Source organism: Chitinophaga vietnamensis (genome assembly GCF_902167635.1).
GTDB classification, from domain to species: Bacteria; Bacteroidota; Bacteroidia; order Chitinophagales; family Chitinophagaceae; genus Chitinophaga; species Chitinophaga vietnamensis.
In genome coordinates this window covers 434,805-449,925 of sequence record NZ_CABHMS010000006.1, presented here as the reverse complement: position 1 = coordinate 449,925, position 15,121 = coordinate 434,805, and the positions used below count along the sequence as shown (strand labels likewise).

At 47.8% G+C, this 15,121-nt stretch carries 15 protein-coding genes and 1 tRNA gene; 5 read left to right on the top strand and 11 right to left on the bottom strand.

Translation table 11 applies throughout. From position 1 onward, the window contains the following. Positions 1-46: 46 nt before the first annotated feature. The gene (locus FPG75_RS18495) at positions 47-2,191 is read right to left on the bottom strand and encodes an alpha-galactosidase (protein ID WP_143308687.1); all 2,145 of its coding nucleotides are present in this window, start codon (positions 2,189-2,191) and stop codon (positions 47-49) included. 109 nt (positions 2,192-2,300) lie between these two features. On the opposite strand from FPG75_RS18495, the gene FPG75_RS18490 reads away from it, so the two are divergent. After that, complete coding sequence (locus FPG75_RS18490; protein ID WP_143308685.1) at positions 2,301-2,819, top strand: hypothetical protein; 519 nt, start codon at positions 2,301-2,303, stop codon at positions 2,817-2,819. Here FPG75_RS18490 and FPG75_RS18485 read toward each other — a convergent pair. The 7 genes from FPG75_RS18485 to recQ form a co-directional block, all read right to left on the bottom strand. Then, a complete protein-coding gene (locus tag FPG75_RS18485; RefSeq protein WP_236652833.1) occupies positions 2,811-3,446 on the bottom strand; it encodes a ClpP family protease in 636 nt (211 codons plus the stop codon). The genes FPG75_RS18490 and FPG75_RS18485 overlap by 9 nt on opposite strands. Positions 3,447-3,457: 11 nt before the next feature. Next, positions 3,458-3,715 (bottom strand): hypothetical protein, encoded by a 258-nt coding sequence (locus FPG75_RS18480; RefSeq protein ID WP_143308681.1) that lies wholly within the window; start codon positions 3,713-3,715, stop codon positions 3,458-3,460. Further along, positions 3,696-4,211: an RNA polymerase sigma factor gene (locus tag FPG75_RS18475; protein ID WP_143308679.1), complete on the bottom strand. Its 516-nt coding sequence runs from the start codon at positions 4,209-4,211 to the stop codon at positions 3,696-3,698. The genes FPG75_RS18480 and FPG75_RS18475 overlap by 20 nt, the downstream gene beginning before the upstream one ends. Before the next feature lie 76 nt (positions 4,212-4,287). Next, positions 4,288-4,692 (bottom strand): DUF3052 family protein, encoded by a 405-nt coding sequence (locus FPG75_RS18470; RefSeq protein WP_143308677.1) that lies wholly within the window; start codon positions 4,690-4,692, stop codon positions 4,288-4,290. A gap of 85 nt (positions 4,693-4,777) precedes the next feature. Further along, positions 4,778-4,850, bottom strand: a tRNA-Phe gene (locus FPG75_RS18465). Positions 4,851-4,932: 82 nt separating this feature from the next. After that, positions 4,933-5,700 (bottom strand): DUF3050 domain-containing protein, encoded by a 768-nt coding sequence (locus tag FPG75_RS18460; protein WP_143308675.1) that lies wholly within the window; start codon positions 5,698-5,700, stop codon positions 4,933-4,935. A 17-nt stretch (positions 5,701-5,717) separates the two neighbouring features. Then, positions 5,718-7,922, bottom strand: coding sequence for a DNA helicase RecQ (gene recQ, locus FPG75_RS18455; RefSeq protein WP_143308673.1), 2,205 nt, complete (start codon positions 7,920-7,922; stop codon positions 5,718-5,720). 163 nt (positions 7,923-8,085) lie between these two features. Here recQ and FPG75_RS18450 point away from each other — a divergent pair, with 163 nt between their 5' ends. The 3 genes from FPG75_RS18450 (at position 8,086) to FPG75_RS18440 (ending at position 11,397) form a co-directional block, all read left to right on the top strand. Next, positions 8,086-9,060 (top strand): KpsF/GutQ family sugar-phosphate isomerase, encoded by a 975-nt coding sequence (locus FPG75_RS18450; RefSeq protein WP_143308671.1) that lies wholly within the window; start codon positions 8,086-8,088, stop codon positions 9,058-9,060. Positions 9,061-9,062: 2 nt separating this feature from the next. Continuing rightward, positions 9,063-10,154 carry a mannose-1-phosphate guanylyltransferase gene (locus tag FPG75_RS18445; RefSeq protein WP_143308670.1) on the top strand — a complete coding sequence of 364 codons (1,092 nt, stop codon included), beginning with the start codon at positions 9,063-9,065 and terminating at the stop codon, positions 10,152-10,154. A 100-nt stretch (positions 10,155-10,254) separates the two neighbouring features. Further along, positions 10,255-11,397: a methionine aminotransferase gene (locus tag FPG75_RS18440; protein WP_143308668.1), complete on the top strand. Its 1,143-nt coding sequence runs from the start codon at positions 10,255-10,257 to the stop codon at positions 11,395-11,397. A gap of 129 nt (positions 11,398-11,526) precedes the next feature. Here the strand turns inward: FPG75_RS18440 and FPG75_RS18435 are convergent, their stop codons facing one another. The 3 genes from FPG75_RS18435 to FPG75_RS18425 all read right to left on the bottom strand — a co-directional run bounded on the left by FPG75_RS18435 (position 11,527) and on the right by FPG75_RS18425 (position 14,432). Beyond that, the gene (locus tag FPG75_RS18435) at positions 11,527-12,225 is read right to left on the bottom strand and encodes a carbonic anhydrase family protein (RefSeq protein WP_262712062.1); all 699 of its coding nucleotides are present in this window, start codon (positions 12,223-12,225) and stop codon (positions 11,527-11,529) included. A 60-nt stretch (positions 12,226-12,285) separates the two neighbouring features. Beyond that, positions 12,286-13,935 (bottom strand): SulP family inorganic anion transporter, encoded by a 1,650-nt coding sequence (locus FPG75_RS18430; protein WP_143308664.1) that lies wholly within the window; start codon positions 13,933-13,935, stop codon positions 12,286-12,288. A gap of 203 nt (positions 13,936-14,138) precedes the next feature. Next, complete coding sequence (locus FPG75_RS18425; protein ID WP_143308662.1) at positions 14,139-14,432, bottom strand: hypothetical protein; 294 nt, start codon at positions 14,430-14,432, stop codon at positions 14,139-14,141. Positions 14,433-14,753: 321 nt separating this feature from the next. Between FPG75_RS18425 and FPG75_RS18420 the strand changes: the two genes are divergently transcribed. Continuing rightward, complete coding sequence (locus tag FPG75_RS18420) at positions 14,754-15,092, top strand: PadR family transcriptional regulator (RefSeq protein ID WP_143308660.1); 339 nt, start codon at positions 14,754-14,756, stop codon at positions 15,090-15,092. The last annotated feature ends 29 nt before the right edge of the window (positions 15,093-15,121 follow it).

The window sequence follows — 15,121 nt, the reverse complement described above, 5'->3', positions numbered from 1 at the left end:
ATAACAACTAAATTCCAAAATCAAAAAATCCGTAAATCAAACTTTATCATTCTGCTGTTATCTCCAATATATTACTGGTGAGGGAAGTAGCTCTGGGCGCCATGTTCAGACCAACGGTCATCAGGTAATCTCCACTGTATGAGCGGTTGAACCTGAAAGCAGAATTGGTTCCCGGGAAAAGATTGATCTCTTTAACGGTATAATTCTTTTTCGGATCAAGTCCCTGCAATTTCACATGCTCAAATACTTCTTTCCTGCGAACGTTCATCAGGTAATGGAATACGATCGCTTTTTGCTGGTCGTCACTTACATATTGGAACACCGCGCGATCATCTTCATAAGGAGAGATAAGACGGTAGAGATTTCCATACCACACAATATCACTGATACGCCTATACGTAGTAACTGCATCATGACTGAACTGAAGCTCTTTATCAGTGAATGCATCTACTTTGATATCGTAACCCAGTTTGCCCATCATGGCCACATCTGTACGGAATTTTAAAGATTGTTTGCCCCAATTGGTGACGTGGGCAGATATCGTATTGGATGGGAAGAAGTGAGAATAGCCATATTGTATATAGATTCTTTCCAGGCCATCTGTATTATCGCTGGGCCAGAACTCTGTAAAGTATTTCAAGGCGCCATAGTCTGTGCGGCCGCCACCACCTGAGCACAGCATGATGGGCAGATGCGGATATTTGGCCCTCAAACGTTCCATCACTTTGTAAAAGCTGCGTGTATAATCAATGAAAAGATGTGATTGTTTGTCTTTCAGATAAGGCGAGTAAGTATTGGTGAGCATGCGGTTGCAATCCCATTTGATATACGCAATGCCCGGATTATCTGATAATGTTTTGTCGACAATATTATAAACGAAATCCTGCACAGCCGGATTAGTAAGATCCAGCACCATTTGGTTGCGGTAGTAATTTTCTTCGCGGTTAGGCAGGCGCAGGACCCAGTCGGGATGTTGCGTATACAGTTCGCTTTTGGGATTCACCATTTCCGGTTCGAGCCAGATACCGAATTTAATACCTTGCTTTTGCGCTTCCTGTACGAGATAGCCAAGACCGTGCGGGAGCTTGGTGGTATTGGGTTGCCAGTCACCCAGGCCTGCGTTATCCGCGTTGCGTGGAAATTTATTGCCGAACCATCCATCATCGAGGAGGAACATATCCACGCCCAGTTTAGAAGCGCCGCCAAACAGTTGAACCAGGCGGTTTTCGTCGAAGTTCATATCTGTGGCTTCCCAGTTGTTGAGTAGAGTGAGGCGGGGAGTGTGAGCATCCATCACGCCATAATTAAGCGCCCAGTGGTGGAGGTTACGACTTGCCTGGCCTTTACCCGTTGCGGAATAAGTAAAGATGAAAGCCGGTGTGGTAAAGGTTTCCCCGGGTTTTAGTGTATAGTCGGAAGCGTAAGGATTGATACCTGCATTGATGTGTAATGCATTAAGCTGATCTACTTCAAAGGCGAATTTGAAGTTGCCGGTCCAGGCGAGTGTACCTGCCAGCACATCGCCGCTGTTTTCGGCAGCGGCTTTATCGAGGGAGAGGAGGAACATGGGCGACTGGTACATATTTGCGCGGGTACCGAGTTTGCTGTCCAGTATTTTCATGCCGGCGGTGAGCGGCTGTTCCTCCATATTTACTTCCCTGGCCCAGTCGCCGTGAAACTGCGTAAGCCAGTATTTCGCTGCGTTGAAATGCAGCATGGAAGAGGAATACGCCGTGAGGAGCAGGGGTTGTTTTTCATTGTGTTTAATCTCTGTCCAGGCTTTGATCACATCTTCCTTATAAAAACTTTCGAAGTGCAGTACTACGTTTACGGGGTATACGGGATCTTTCAGGAAGATGTCGGTGGTGGTTACGTTCCCGTCTTTTTTGCTGGATTGATGAGAGATATATTTTAATTCGAGAGAAGGGTTGCCGTCGTTGTGAACCACGCGGATGGCGGGATCCAGCAGGCTTTCCATGCCGGCGGTGACGTATGCTTCCTGGGATGATTTGCTGAGGGTGTCGGCTGTTTCGGGCTGCAATTTGCGTCCGAAATATTTCTGGATGAGCCTTCCCCTTTGATCGGGGCTGTATACGAGGCTGATGTTATTGGTGGAGATGCGTATCAGCGGGCCCTGGGCCTTGGCTGTGGTAGCTAATAGCAGCAGAACGAAACCAAATATTTTTTTCATGACGGGTATTTTTCGGTGGATAAGCGTACAAAATACAAATAAAAAAACAGGAAGCATAGCGTTAACATTTACTAAACATTTACGCCATAAAAAAGCGGTTTTTTTGGAGATGAATCCGAGGAAATTGTTTGTTATCGCGGGATACCCGTATTCTGGAAAGCATATTACGCTGCAGCAGTTATTTCGCAGGAAGCATTTCTTTCCCCTGAAAGCGCCTATCAGCCTGGATAAGCCGGAGCAGGGCCAATTTGTGGTGGCGGGCAGCGCCCGGCGGCCACAGAATGCCGCATACTATCGTAAACGGCTATACGAAATATTGGAACGGCACCGGCAAACCGATGCCGCTTTTGTAATGACTATGAGTTTGGTGTTCGATGGCGGCGTACACGATTGTACGGAGATGTTGAGGATGCTGCATGCGGCCTGGTTTGAGCCACATTATTTCATTTTGCGGAGCAGCTGGTATGACAAAACATTGGTTAAGGAGGAAGACATCGAGCAGCTGGCATCCTATACGCCTGGCGCTTTTCTGCATGATATGGACCTGCTGGTAACGCGGTCGCCCTTGCGGATGCAGCAGCGGGTGGAGGCGATCAGGCAAGTGATGGAGCGGCTCGTATCAAGATAGCAAGCGAGGGTTACCTGCCAGGTCGATTTTGAACGGCAGATGTTGCAGCGCTACCAGGTCTTCCGTGCTGCCGATCACTTCATCAATAAGGCCGAAGGCTTTGGCTTCGAGAGCATTCATGAAATGGTCATTTTCGAAAGCAGCGGCTATTTCTTCGTGAGTTTTACCGGCCTTCTGTGCGATGAGGTGGAATATCTGGCTTTGCAGGCGCTCTTGTTCGCGGTAGGCGATGCGGACGTCTTCGGTGTATCCTTTGGCGCCGCCGCTGGTGGGGTGCATGTGGATGGTAGCATGCGGCAATGCAAAACGCTGGCCGGTGGCGCCGGTAGCAAGGATGGTTGTACCCATGCTGCCGGTGAAGCCTACGGCCATGGTGGATACCGGCGATTTGAGCATGCGCATGGTATCGTAGATGGCGAGGCCGGCATAGACTACGCCGCCAGGGCAATTGATATACATATTGATGGGCCGGTGGCTTTCACTGTCGAGGTACAGGAGCTGTGCCACGATGAGGTTTGCGACCTGGTCGTCGATCGGTGTGCCAAGGAATATAATGCGCTCTTTCAGCAATAGGCTGTAGATATCGAAGGCGCCGCGGGTGTCGCCGTCGATAACGGTAGGAATCATGAAGGCCATGGTTATTGGAATATCGAGTTAATGGATTGACGGAATGTTTCGTCTTGCATGAGTTGCTGGTGCAAGGATTCCAGCTCTTTGCGTTTTTCGTTCCGGGAAAACCACCGGATAAGGCGATGTACTTTTTCCTGGAAGAAAGTTTTCTCCTGTAGCGCAGGGGAGAGGATGCTCCTGGCTTGGAATACAAGCCTGTCGGGGCCTGCGAGCTGTTGCAGCAAGTACCGATCTATCTCCTGTGTTTCAGCAAGCTGTTTCCTCATAGTGATGTTGTTTTACTTGTTCCCTTACTTTTTCCAGGCATTTGTATTTCTGTACAGACACAGAATGGGTGGTTTTGTACTGAAAATCTGTCGCGATTTCCTGTACGGACCGTTGTTCATAATAGAATGCTTTCAACAGCTGCAAACACTTGTTGCCAGCGGTTTTCAGGTAGCTGATCAGTTTATTGCCAGCGGGAGGAGGAGCGTAGAAATCTTCCGGAATAATGACATCGTTATCGCCGAGGGTGGTTTCCTTTGCATCCTGCTTCAGTTTCCTGATGTAAAGTATTTTGGTGATACCGACAAGATAGGCCTGTGGAGATACTTTTATTTGCAGACGCTGGTCCTTTTGTTTTTCGAGATAGATGATCATTGCGTCGTGAAAGAGGTCCCTGGCGGTTTCCAGGTCGCCGCCCATTTTCTGTACCACCCTGGCGGCATGCGGGAATGTTTCCCGGTATATATCCGTCAGCCATTGATCGTGATGTGTGCCCATATAACAGGTGTTTAACTGTTAGTGTCAGCAATCAGGGAAATATCACCCAAAAGGTAAATAATTTTTTTGAGGCGGGTTAGCGGTTTTCCAGGCGGTAAACCAGCTTGAGGCCGGACCAGTCATCGTCCACGGCGCATACTTTTACATCTACGAGGCCCAATGGCAGTGCGATAGCACGGATCAGCTGCTCATTTACAGTAGTGGGTTTTTTAGCGCTGCCCTTGTACCAGGAGATCCAGATCGTTCCCGCTTTTTTAATTTCTTTCATTAGCAAAGGAAGTTGCGTTCCCAGCTCTGCTGCATCATTTGTAAAGAAATGAATGAAATCAAGATCAGTATTCTTTTTTGCAATGATGATATGATCCATGAGTGGATGGATGAGCGTGGCGTAATTTGCCGGCGGATGTACCAGCTTTACAGAGAAGCCTTCTTTGAGGCCGAGCTTTTTATAGAGTGGGTTGGGGGAGTATCCGGCAGGCATGTGGAAAGTGTTTTGGATACTACGTAAGTTAAGATTTTACCTAAAATAAAAAAGGAACCAACATTAAGTTGTGTTCCTTTTTCTGTGGTGTGAGGCGGGATCGAACCGCCGACACAAGGATTTTCAGTCCTTTGCTCTACCAACTGAGCTACCGCACCATCCTTTTTGTTTCCCCTCTCGTGTGAAGGGATTGCAAAAGTAATATACTTTTCGGAATTACAAAATTTTTATGCCTGTTTTTTAAGAAAAAACTTTTTCATTGAGAATACCATTCCACAATTGATTCCTCCAATGCAGCGACTGGCGCGCATATTCGGCAGCTTCGTTCCATTTTTGTGCATCGTTACCACAGAGCTCCTGCACCATCTGCATCGCCAACTGACTGTGATGATCGCCATCTACTTCGATGTGTCTTTCGAGATAATAGATGAAGGTACCCAGTTTGCCGGGGAATTTCTGATCCAGGTCTTTTACCAGTGCATAGAACATATCGGGGATAAGATCCTCGCGGCCGAAGGTAAATACGGCCGCCATGATATGGGCCTTGCCGGTGCGGATCACGTCGAATGTGAAGCCTAAAAAGCCCTTTACGGCTGCCGGAAGTTCCGTTGTTGATAATATGTCTCTGATGTCACTACCGGCCACGACTGCACGAATAATGGCCTGTATGTCCTTAGTATTGGCGCCGGCCTGTTGCATGGCTTTCTCATATAATTCGAAATGGCTGCAACGGTTGCCGTCCTGATCTACATCGCTTTCTTCACCAGTCACGATCTCATTGATGAGATAACGCGTGGCTGCGCTGCCCTTGGGCACCCAGGGCACATCGGTGCAGGTGAGCTGCTGCTGCAGCCCTTTCAGCAAGGACATAAAGTCCCATACTGCATATACGTGAAACTGCATGAATTGACGCACATCATCCAATGACTGAAGCTGCGCATACAGCGGATGCTTTACTACTTTTTCGCGCTCGGGGGCGATGGTCTCCTGTATTTGCTGAATACTCATAAATGCTACAATTATTACTAGTTGCCGTATACCACGAGGAACTTGATACGCATTAATTTCAGTTGTTCCAATGTGTAGTCGCTATCGATCAGTTCTTCGCGTGCGAGCGCCAGACTGGAGGTTTCGCAACCTTTGAAATATTCCATGATCTCATCCTGGGCGTAGTCATCAAGCTCTTCATCAAGACAATAATCTACGTTCAGTTTGGTGCCGCTGGCCACGATGGTTTCCATTTCGTCCAGCAATTTAGGAATGGTGAGTTCCTTGTTCTTGGCGATGGTTTCCAACGGAATTTTCTTATCGATATTCTGAATGATAAATACTTTCAGGCCGCTCTTGTTCACCACGCTCTTCATCACAAAGTCGTCCGGCTTGGTGATATCATTCTCTTCAACATATTTGGAGATCACATCTACAAACTGTTTACCATAGCGGGCTGCCTTGCCTTTGCTTACGCCCTGTATCTTTTCCAGCTCCTGTACAGAAGTGGGGTATTGTGTGGCCATATCTTCCAAAGATGTTTCCAGGAAGATTACGAAAGGAGGAAGGTTCTTTTCTTTGGCCACTTTCTTGCGCAGCTCTTTCAGCATTTCAAACAATACCGGGTCTGCGGAAGCCTGGGCTTCAGTGGTAGCTTCGTCATCGTCGTCTCCGCCATCTTCATCAAACTGATGATTCAGCGCCACCATGATGGAATATGGCTTTTTCAGGAATTTGGTGCCTTTATCGGTCACTTTCAGCAGACCATATTCTTCGATATCTTTTTCAATCAGGCCTTCCAGCATCATCTGGCGGATGAGGGAATTCCAGAAGTGGGCATCAAATTCTTTTCCTTCTCCGAAGATGTCGAGCTGATCATGGCGGTAGGTAGTGATTTGCGGACTGGTTTTTCCGGTGATGATATTTACTACATAGTCGGTACCGAAACGTTCTTCCAGCGCGCGGATGGCTTTCAATACGATCACCACGCGGTTCTTCACTTCGATCTTTTCTTTCGGGTTGCGGCAGTTATCGCACTGGCCGCAATCTTCAGTATCATATTTTTCGCCGAAGTAGTGCAGGATCACTTTGCGGCGGCATACGGCGCTTTCTGCGTAGGCTACTGTTTCGTTGATCAGCTGTGCGCCCATTTCTCGTTCGCTGAGCGGTTTATCGCGCATGAGGTGTTCGAGTTTCTGCACATCTTTGTGAGAATAGAAGCAGATACAGTTGCCTTCGAGGCCATCACGGCCGGCGCGGCCTGTTTCCTGGTAGTAGTTTTCGAGGCTTTTCGGAATGTTATAATGGATCACAAAGCGCACATCGGGCTTGTCGATTCCCATACCAAAGGCGATGGTGGCAACGATCACTTCTACATCTTCATGCAGGAACATATCCTGGCGTTGAGCCCTGGTAGCGGGGTCCAGGCCGGCATGGTATGCTACCGCCTTGATATTGTTGGCCACGAGCATGTCGGCCAATTCTTCTGTTGTTTTGCGGTTCAGCGTGTAGATGATACCGCTTTTTCCTTTGTGCTGATGGATAAATTTTACAATCTCCTTGATGGTCTGGTCTTTCTTGCGTTTAGGCCTGATCTCGTAGTAAAGGTTTGGACGGTTGAAAGAAGAGATATAGATATTTGGATTTTTTAATGCAAGATTTTTGACGATATCGCTCTGCACCTTGGGAGTGGCTGTGGCGGTGAGCGCGATGATGGGCAGCTGGTCGCTGATCTGTTCGATCATCTCTTTCAGACGGCGGTACTCCGGTCTGAAATCATGTCCCCATTCGGAGATACAGTGCGCCTCATCTACTGCAATAAATGATATCTGCAAGTCGCGGAAGAAATCAAGATTTTCTTGTTTGGTCAGTGTTTCCGGCGCTACGTACAACATCTTCGTTTTACCGGAAAGCAGGTCTGTGCGCACTTTTTTAATTTGCGCCTTCGACAGGGTGGAATTGAGAAAGTGAGCAACATTGTCCTTACTGCTGTAACCACGTACCAGGTCTACCTGGTTTTTCATTAAAGCGATAAGGGGAGAAACAATGAGTGCGCAGCCGGGACTCATGAGCGCAGGTAACTGATAGCATAAAGACTTACCTCCGCCGGTTGGCATAATAACAAAAGTATCTTTACCTGAGAGGATGCTTTTTATGATAATTTCCTGATTTCCTTTAAAGGAATCGAACCCGAAGTGTTCGCGTAATGCATCCATCAAACTTTCCTTCTTAACAACAGCCATTGCATTTATTTTAAAACAGTAAACTCTAAAGAACTAACAAATGACAAAATTAGATTATATGTTTTTTAGGGGACACGAAGTTACTTAAAAAAGCCCGTAGTATCAATATTAATTAACGGATCGTGCCGCTGCTGACTAAAAAATGATAAATTTGTAATTCGTCATGAAAAGAAATGTAAGCATCGATATAGGACACGTGGCCAGGCGCACCATTGCCATGGAAGCGTCAGCTATCAATGATTTGCAGCAGTTTATAGATGCCGATTTTGAGAAAGTTGTGGAGCTCATTGCCTGCTGTGAAGGAAGGCTGGTAGTGACGGGCATCGGCAAAAGCGCGATCATTGGCCAAAAGATAGTGGCCACCCTCAATTCCACCGGAACCCCTGCTGTTTTTATGCACGCAGCAGATGCTATCCATGGTGACCTTGGCATGATACGCCAGGAAGATATCGTTTTGTGCATTTCCAAAAGCGGTACCTCTTCGGAGATCAAGGTACTGGTGCCACTGGTAAAGAACTTCGGCAATACTCTGATAGGCATGGTAGGCAATACCACTTCCTATCTCGCTGTGGAGGCCGATTATATCCTCAATACTACTGTAAGCCAGGAGGCATGTCCTAACAATCTCGCGCCTACTACCAGCACCACCGCGCAATTGGCCATGGGCGATGCCCTCGCCGTTTGCCTCATCGAATGGCACGGATTCACCGCTGCCGATTTCGCCAAATTCCACCCGGGCGGCGCCCTGGGCAAAAAGCTGTACCTGAAAGTACAAGACCTCAGCAAATTGCATCAGGCCCCCAAAGTAAGCCTGGACAGCTCTCTCCGCGATGTGATCGTAGAGATCTCCTCAAAAATGCTGGGCGTCACTGCTGTACTGGATAATAACGGCAATTTGCAGGGAATTATTACCGATGGCGACCTGCGCAGAATGTTGGAGAAAAATGTGACTACCGCCACCGTAACGGCGAAAGATATCATGTCGCTGCACCCGAAAAATATTCAGCAAGATGAGCTGGCCATCAACGCACTTGAAATGATGCGCCTGCACGACATCACCCAATTGCTGGTAATGGACGGTACGCGATACACCGGTATTATTCATTTACATGATCTAATCAGAGAAGGAATTATTTAGAAATGACACAGCTAAACAGCCACTTTTACGTGGCCATCATGGCAGGCGGGATCGGAAGCCGCTTCTGGCCTCAGAGCCGGACAGACAATCCCAAGCAATTCCTGGATATACTCAATACCGGGAAAACCCTTTTGCAGTGGACGTATGAGCGATTCGTACAATTCATTCCCAAAGAGAACATCTTTGTAGTTACACATCACCAATACGCCGGCAAAGTAGCGGAACAGCTGCCAGAACTGGCGCTGAACAATATCGTGAGCGAGCCATCGCGTAAAAATACTGCTCCCTGTGTAGCCTACATCTCTCACAAGATCAATAAACAGGACCCGAAAGCCAATATCATCTGCGCACCGGCAGACCATCTCATCATGGATGGTCCCGCATTTACCAACGCCTGCCTCAACGCGCTCCTCTTCGTACAAAAACATAGCGCGCTCATTACGCTCGGGATCAAGCCTACACGCCCCGATACGGGCTATGGCTACATCCAGTTCGAACCGCAACAGGTAGCGGATAATGTATACCAAGTGAAAACATTCACCGAAAAGCCCAACCTGGAACTGGCAAAAACATTCCTGCAAAGCGGCGACTTCCTCTGGAACGCCGGCATCTTCGTATGGAACGTAAAAACCATACTGGCGGCCTTCAGGCAATACCTCCCTGAAATTGATGAGCTGTTCGAACAAAGCACCGCTGCACTCAATACACCGAATGAAAAAGATGCGATAGAAAAAGTATATCCGCAGTGCACCAACATCTCCATCGACTATGGTATCATGGAGAAAGCCGATAACGTATACGTGATCCCTTCCAACTTCGGCTGGAGCGACCTCGGCACCTGGGCTTCGGCATATGAGAACCTCGAAAAAGATTATCTCGGCAATGCCGTGCAAGGCAAAAACGTGGTAGTGATCGACGCTACCAAATGCATGGTGAAAGCCCCCAACGATAAACTCGTTCTACTACAAGGTCTCGACGAATTCATCGTTATCGACACAACAGACGTGCTCCTCATCTGCAAAAAAGATAACGAACAACAGATCAAGGAATATGTAGCAGAGATAAAACGGAACAAAGGAGACAAGTTCCTGTAAATATTTAGGTATTTTCGGATTTTGATATTTTCGAATTTAGCTTCTATGAGATCTTTCACAGAAACCAAATCCGAAAATATCAAAATCCGAAAATATCTAAATGACTATGGTTTCAAAACTGCCCAATGTTGGCACTACTATATTTTCTGTTATGTCCGCTCTGGCAGCAGAAAACAAAGCGATCAACCTCTCTCAGGGATTCCCCGATTACGATTGCAACGAAGAGCTGAAAGCGCTGGTGAATGAAGCGATGCAACAAGGCCATAACCAGTATGCGCCCATGCCGGGCCTTCTGCAATTGCGTGAGGTCATCGCTAATAAAATTGAAAGTCTTTATCACCAATCCATCAACCCGGATACAGAGATCACCATCACCCCTGGCGGCACCTACGCTATCTTTACAGCCATCGCTACCTGCATACAGCCCGGCGATGAAGTGATCATCTTTGAACCGGCTTATGATAGCTATATTCCCAACGTGATCGTCAATGGCGGAAAGCCAGTACTGATCCCGCTTTCATTCCCTGATTACCGGATCAACTGGCAGGAGGTGAGAAACAAGATCAGCTCCCGCACAAAAATGATCATGCTCAATACACCACATAATCCAACGGGGAGCATTTTACAGGAAGATGATATCCGCGAGCTGGAAAAGCTGGTAGCGGAGTTTGACCTGATGGTATTATCTGATGAAGTATACGAGCACCTGATATTTGATGGCGCGCAACACCACAGCATTTTGCGCTATCCCAATATTTACCGCAACGCCTTCGTTACTTTTTCTTTCGGGAAAGTATTTCATAATACCGGCTGGAAGATGGGCTATTGTGTGGCGCCGCCGCATCTGATGCAGGAGTACCGTAAGGTGCATCAGTTCCTTTGTTTTTCTGTGAATACGCCGATGCAATATGGCCTCGCGCGTTTTCTCGAAACGCCGTCGCATTACCTGGAACTGCCGGCATTCTTTCAACAGAAAAGAGATTACTTCCTGCAGTTGATGCGCGATACGCGCTTTACGCCGCTGGCAAGCCAGGGGAGCTATTTTCAGCTGATGCGATACGATCGTATCTCTGATGAGGGCGACAAGGATTTCGCCATCCGCATCACAAAAGAGTTTGGAGTGGCCGCCATCCCGGTATCTGCATTTTATCAAAACGGAAAAGACGATCATGTGGTGCGTTTCTGTTTCGCGAAAAAACAGGACACGCTGGAACGCGCTGCAGAGCGGCTTGCACGGATATAAAAAAAGAGGCAGTTAACAGCCGTCTCAACAATCGCCCCTAATAGATCGTTGAGGTGGTGGCCATTAACGCCTCTGTACCCACTAATCGTTGTGAACAGATAGTAGGTCCTTTTTCTCCTTATAATGGCATTACACCGCCACAGCAGGTGTAATGGTTTCGCTGTTTTCCAGTATCAGCGTATGTTCCAGGAAGTTGACCACACCGGTTTCCACATCGTAGAGCGCGCCGATGATGCCCACTTCGCCTTTCAGGATCATGTCGCGGAGGATATAGCTCTGCTCCATGATGGCTTGTACGGAACGTTCGGTATGTATGTTGGTGACAGCATCCACAAAGGCATGGTTATGCGAGTTGCGGTCGTGCTTTATAGTTTTTTCGGCGTATACCGCTGGCGTGATCTTGTTCAGCAGCGCGGTGAGGTTGCCCATTTCCACGGCATCGCAAGCGCCCTTGATAGCGCCGCATTTGGTGTGGCCGAGCACGACAATGAACTTGGAACCCGCAGCTTTGCAGGCATATTCCAGGCTGCCCAGCACGTTGTCAGAGATAACGGCGCCGGCTAAACGAATACTGAATATATCCCCCAAACCCTGATCGAAGATGAGTTCCGCAGAGGTGCGGGAGTCCATGCAGCTGACGATGGCGGCAAATGGCCACTGGCCGTCGGAAGTATCGTTCACCATCTGCAACAGGTTCCGGTTGATCCGCAGGTTGTCAACAAAACGGGTATTGCCGGCTTTCAGCAGTTCCAGCGCCATTTTGGGCGTAATGAGGGCCTGGGATGCTTTATCAAGTGTTTTCATTTTTTCTTTTTTTGTTGATGAGATGAATACAAAGACAGCAAGGGAAGCATGGTTTCCTTATTTCTCCTTGCGCGTTGTTGTTGGTTAATTGAGCTGTAATGTTTTCAACAGCTCTTCATGATTACCGGTAGCAATGGTGTGTACATGACCGCTGGACATCTTCTCCTGTTCTTCTTTTGACAGGTTGGGCGTGTTCTGGATCTTGTACACCTCTTTAAATCCGGTGAGTATCACTTTGATATTTTTCTGCGGCGCCTTGATCTCTTTAAACTCGCGTATGGTTTGCAATACGTCAAAATCGATGTAGGCCGTTTTTTGTGCGTCAATAACAACGGTGGTATCGGCTGGCAGGTGATCCAGGGTGAGCAGGATGCTGGCTTTGTTGAGGAATGATACTTCCTGGGCCAGGTCCAGCCGGATGCTATCGCCATGTTGGTATTTCTCTTTACGGAAGAAATAAGAGCTTTTCATGTTACCGCGGAGGATGGCGAGTACGCTCACCATCATACCCAGCGCGATACCGATGAGCAGGTCGGTGAATACGATTGCCACTACTGTTACCACAAAAGGCACCCATTGATATTTGCCGTTTTTGAACATCTCTTTGAAGATAGCAGGCTTGCACAGTTTGTACCCGGTCACCAGCAGCACGGCTGCAAGTGTGGCCAGGGGTATTTTGTTGAGCAAGCTGGCAATGGTAGCAGTACAGATCAACAAGAGCGCGCCATGGATCACGGAAGAGAGCTTGCTTTTGGCACCGGCATTGATGTTGGCGCTGGAGCGCACGATCACGGAGGTGATGGGCAAACCGCCGATAAGGCCACTTACCATGTTACCCACGCCCTGTGCTTTCAGTTCGCGGTTGGGGGAGGTGTAGCGTTTCATCGGGTCGAGTTTGTCGGTGGCCTCTACGTTCAGCAGCGTTTCCACAGATGCTACGATGGCGATAGTAACAGCGGTGATCCATACGTCTTTGTTGCCGATAGCGCTGAAGCGCGGCGTCATAAACTGTCCGATGAAATCGTTGAAGCTGCCGGGCACCGGCAGGCTCACGAGATGGTTGGCGCCGAGCGCCAGCACCCCGTTGCCTGCAAATGCCATGTTCAGCAGGATACCGGCGATAACGGCTACCAGCGGGGCTGGCACCACATTTACTTTCGGTATCTTGTTCCAGTACAGAATGATCAGGATGGAAATGGCAGTAATAAGCGTAGCGCCAATGCTGATGTGGTTGATCACAGATAATATGGCGCTGAAGGAATTCTCTCCATCAACCTGAAAAAATGTAAAATCGCCTTCTGCATCTTTATCGTAGCCGAATGCATGCGGCAACTGTTTTAATATGATGATGATCCCGATAGCGGTAAGCATACCGGTGATCACATTTGACGGGAAATAATTGGCTACCGTGCCTGCCTTGATGAGGCCCAGCAATAATTGCAGGGCGCCCGCTATCACGAGGCTCAGCAGGAAGATATCAAAGGCGCCCAGTTTGGTGATGGCAGTAAGCACCACGGCGGTGAGGCCCGCTGCCGGCCCGCTCACACTCAGCTGTGATCCGCTGAGGAAGCCGATAACAATACCGCCGATGATACCAGCGATCATACCGGAAAAGAGTGGCGCGCCGGATGCCAGGGCGATGCCCAGGCAAAGGGGAACGGCAATCAGGAACACGACCAGTCCGGAGGAAAAGTCGGCCTTTATATTGGAGAAAAAGGATGTTTGCTTGTTCATAAAATAAGCTTTTCAATCAGGGATCGCGCTTCCGGATAGCAGCAACAAGCTGCAACCGTGGACGCTACACCGATAGCAATAGCACCGCTGGCGACAGGAACCGTATAACGCATACGGATACACGAAGCACCGGGTGATCAATGATTTAATTGGTAATAATAAAGGGAACAGCTGCTATGGATCACAGCAGCAAGGCATCAGCATTAAGCGATGTTGGGAGGCGGGGTATGTATTTCCCTGGCTGGGCCGCTGGGAATATCTTCAAACAAATGATACTGGACAGGGGTGAGCAGCAGCAGTGGATCCAGGCGGAGCGTACTATCGAACAGGGTGCAGCACTTCAGTTCTTTCGTCAGTTTCACATGATCGCCACCGCAACCATCTACCGGATGTTCTTCTACGATCTGATTATTAAACAGCAGCTTTCCTACCTCCTTTACGGGAAGTAACTGGGAAACCATCAGGCCCAAAAGAAATATGCCGATTATTTTCTTCATACATAACTGCTCTTACAAAAGTAACCCAGCGGGATGATATTTTTTTTGATCCGGCAATTAAAAAAATGTTAAAGCAATTCATCCGCTTCTATTTACCGTTCATCCCAATTATTCAAATTAATAAATATTTATATTTAACAATGTAACTTATTGATTATAATATACTTGTATCGGCGATTGGGGTAATGTTCAAAGCCAATTATTTTGCTTTCTATGGTATTGTGTATTGCATAGTAGTAAATAATTCCTATTTTTGTATCGGAATGTTGAAATAGCTATCACAACCACCATTAGAAAACAAATTTTAAAAGCTCACTTGCCATGAACATAGATAACACACAATCGCAGATGAGGAAGGGCGTGCTGGAGTTTTGCATTTTGTCCATCATCAAGCAAGGAGAAGCTTACCCCTCAGATATTATAGAGAAGATGAAAGAAGCGAAGCTCGATATCCTGGAGGGAACACTTTATCCTTTACTTACCAGATTAAAAAATGCCGAATTGCTCACCTATCGCTGGGTAGAAAGCAGCTCCGGCCCTCCGCGGAAATATTTTTCCATGACAGAAAAAGGAGACGCCTTTTACGCTGAGCTGGAAACAACCTGGAATGAACTGGCCAATGCGGTTCACCAATTAACGCAGAACAATGCACTCCTTTAAGGACCTATTACCTAAAACCTAAACGAACA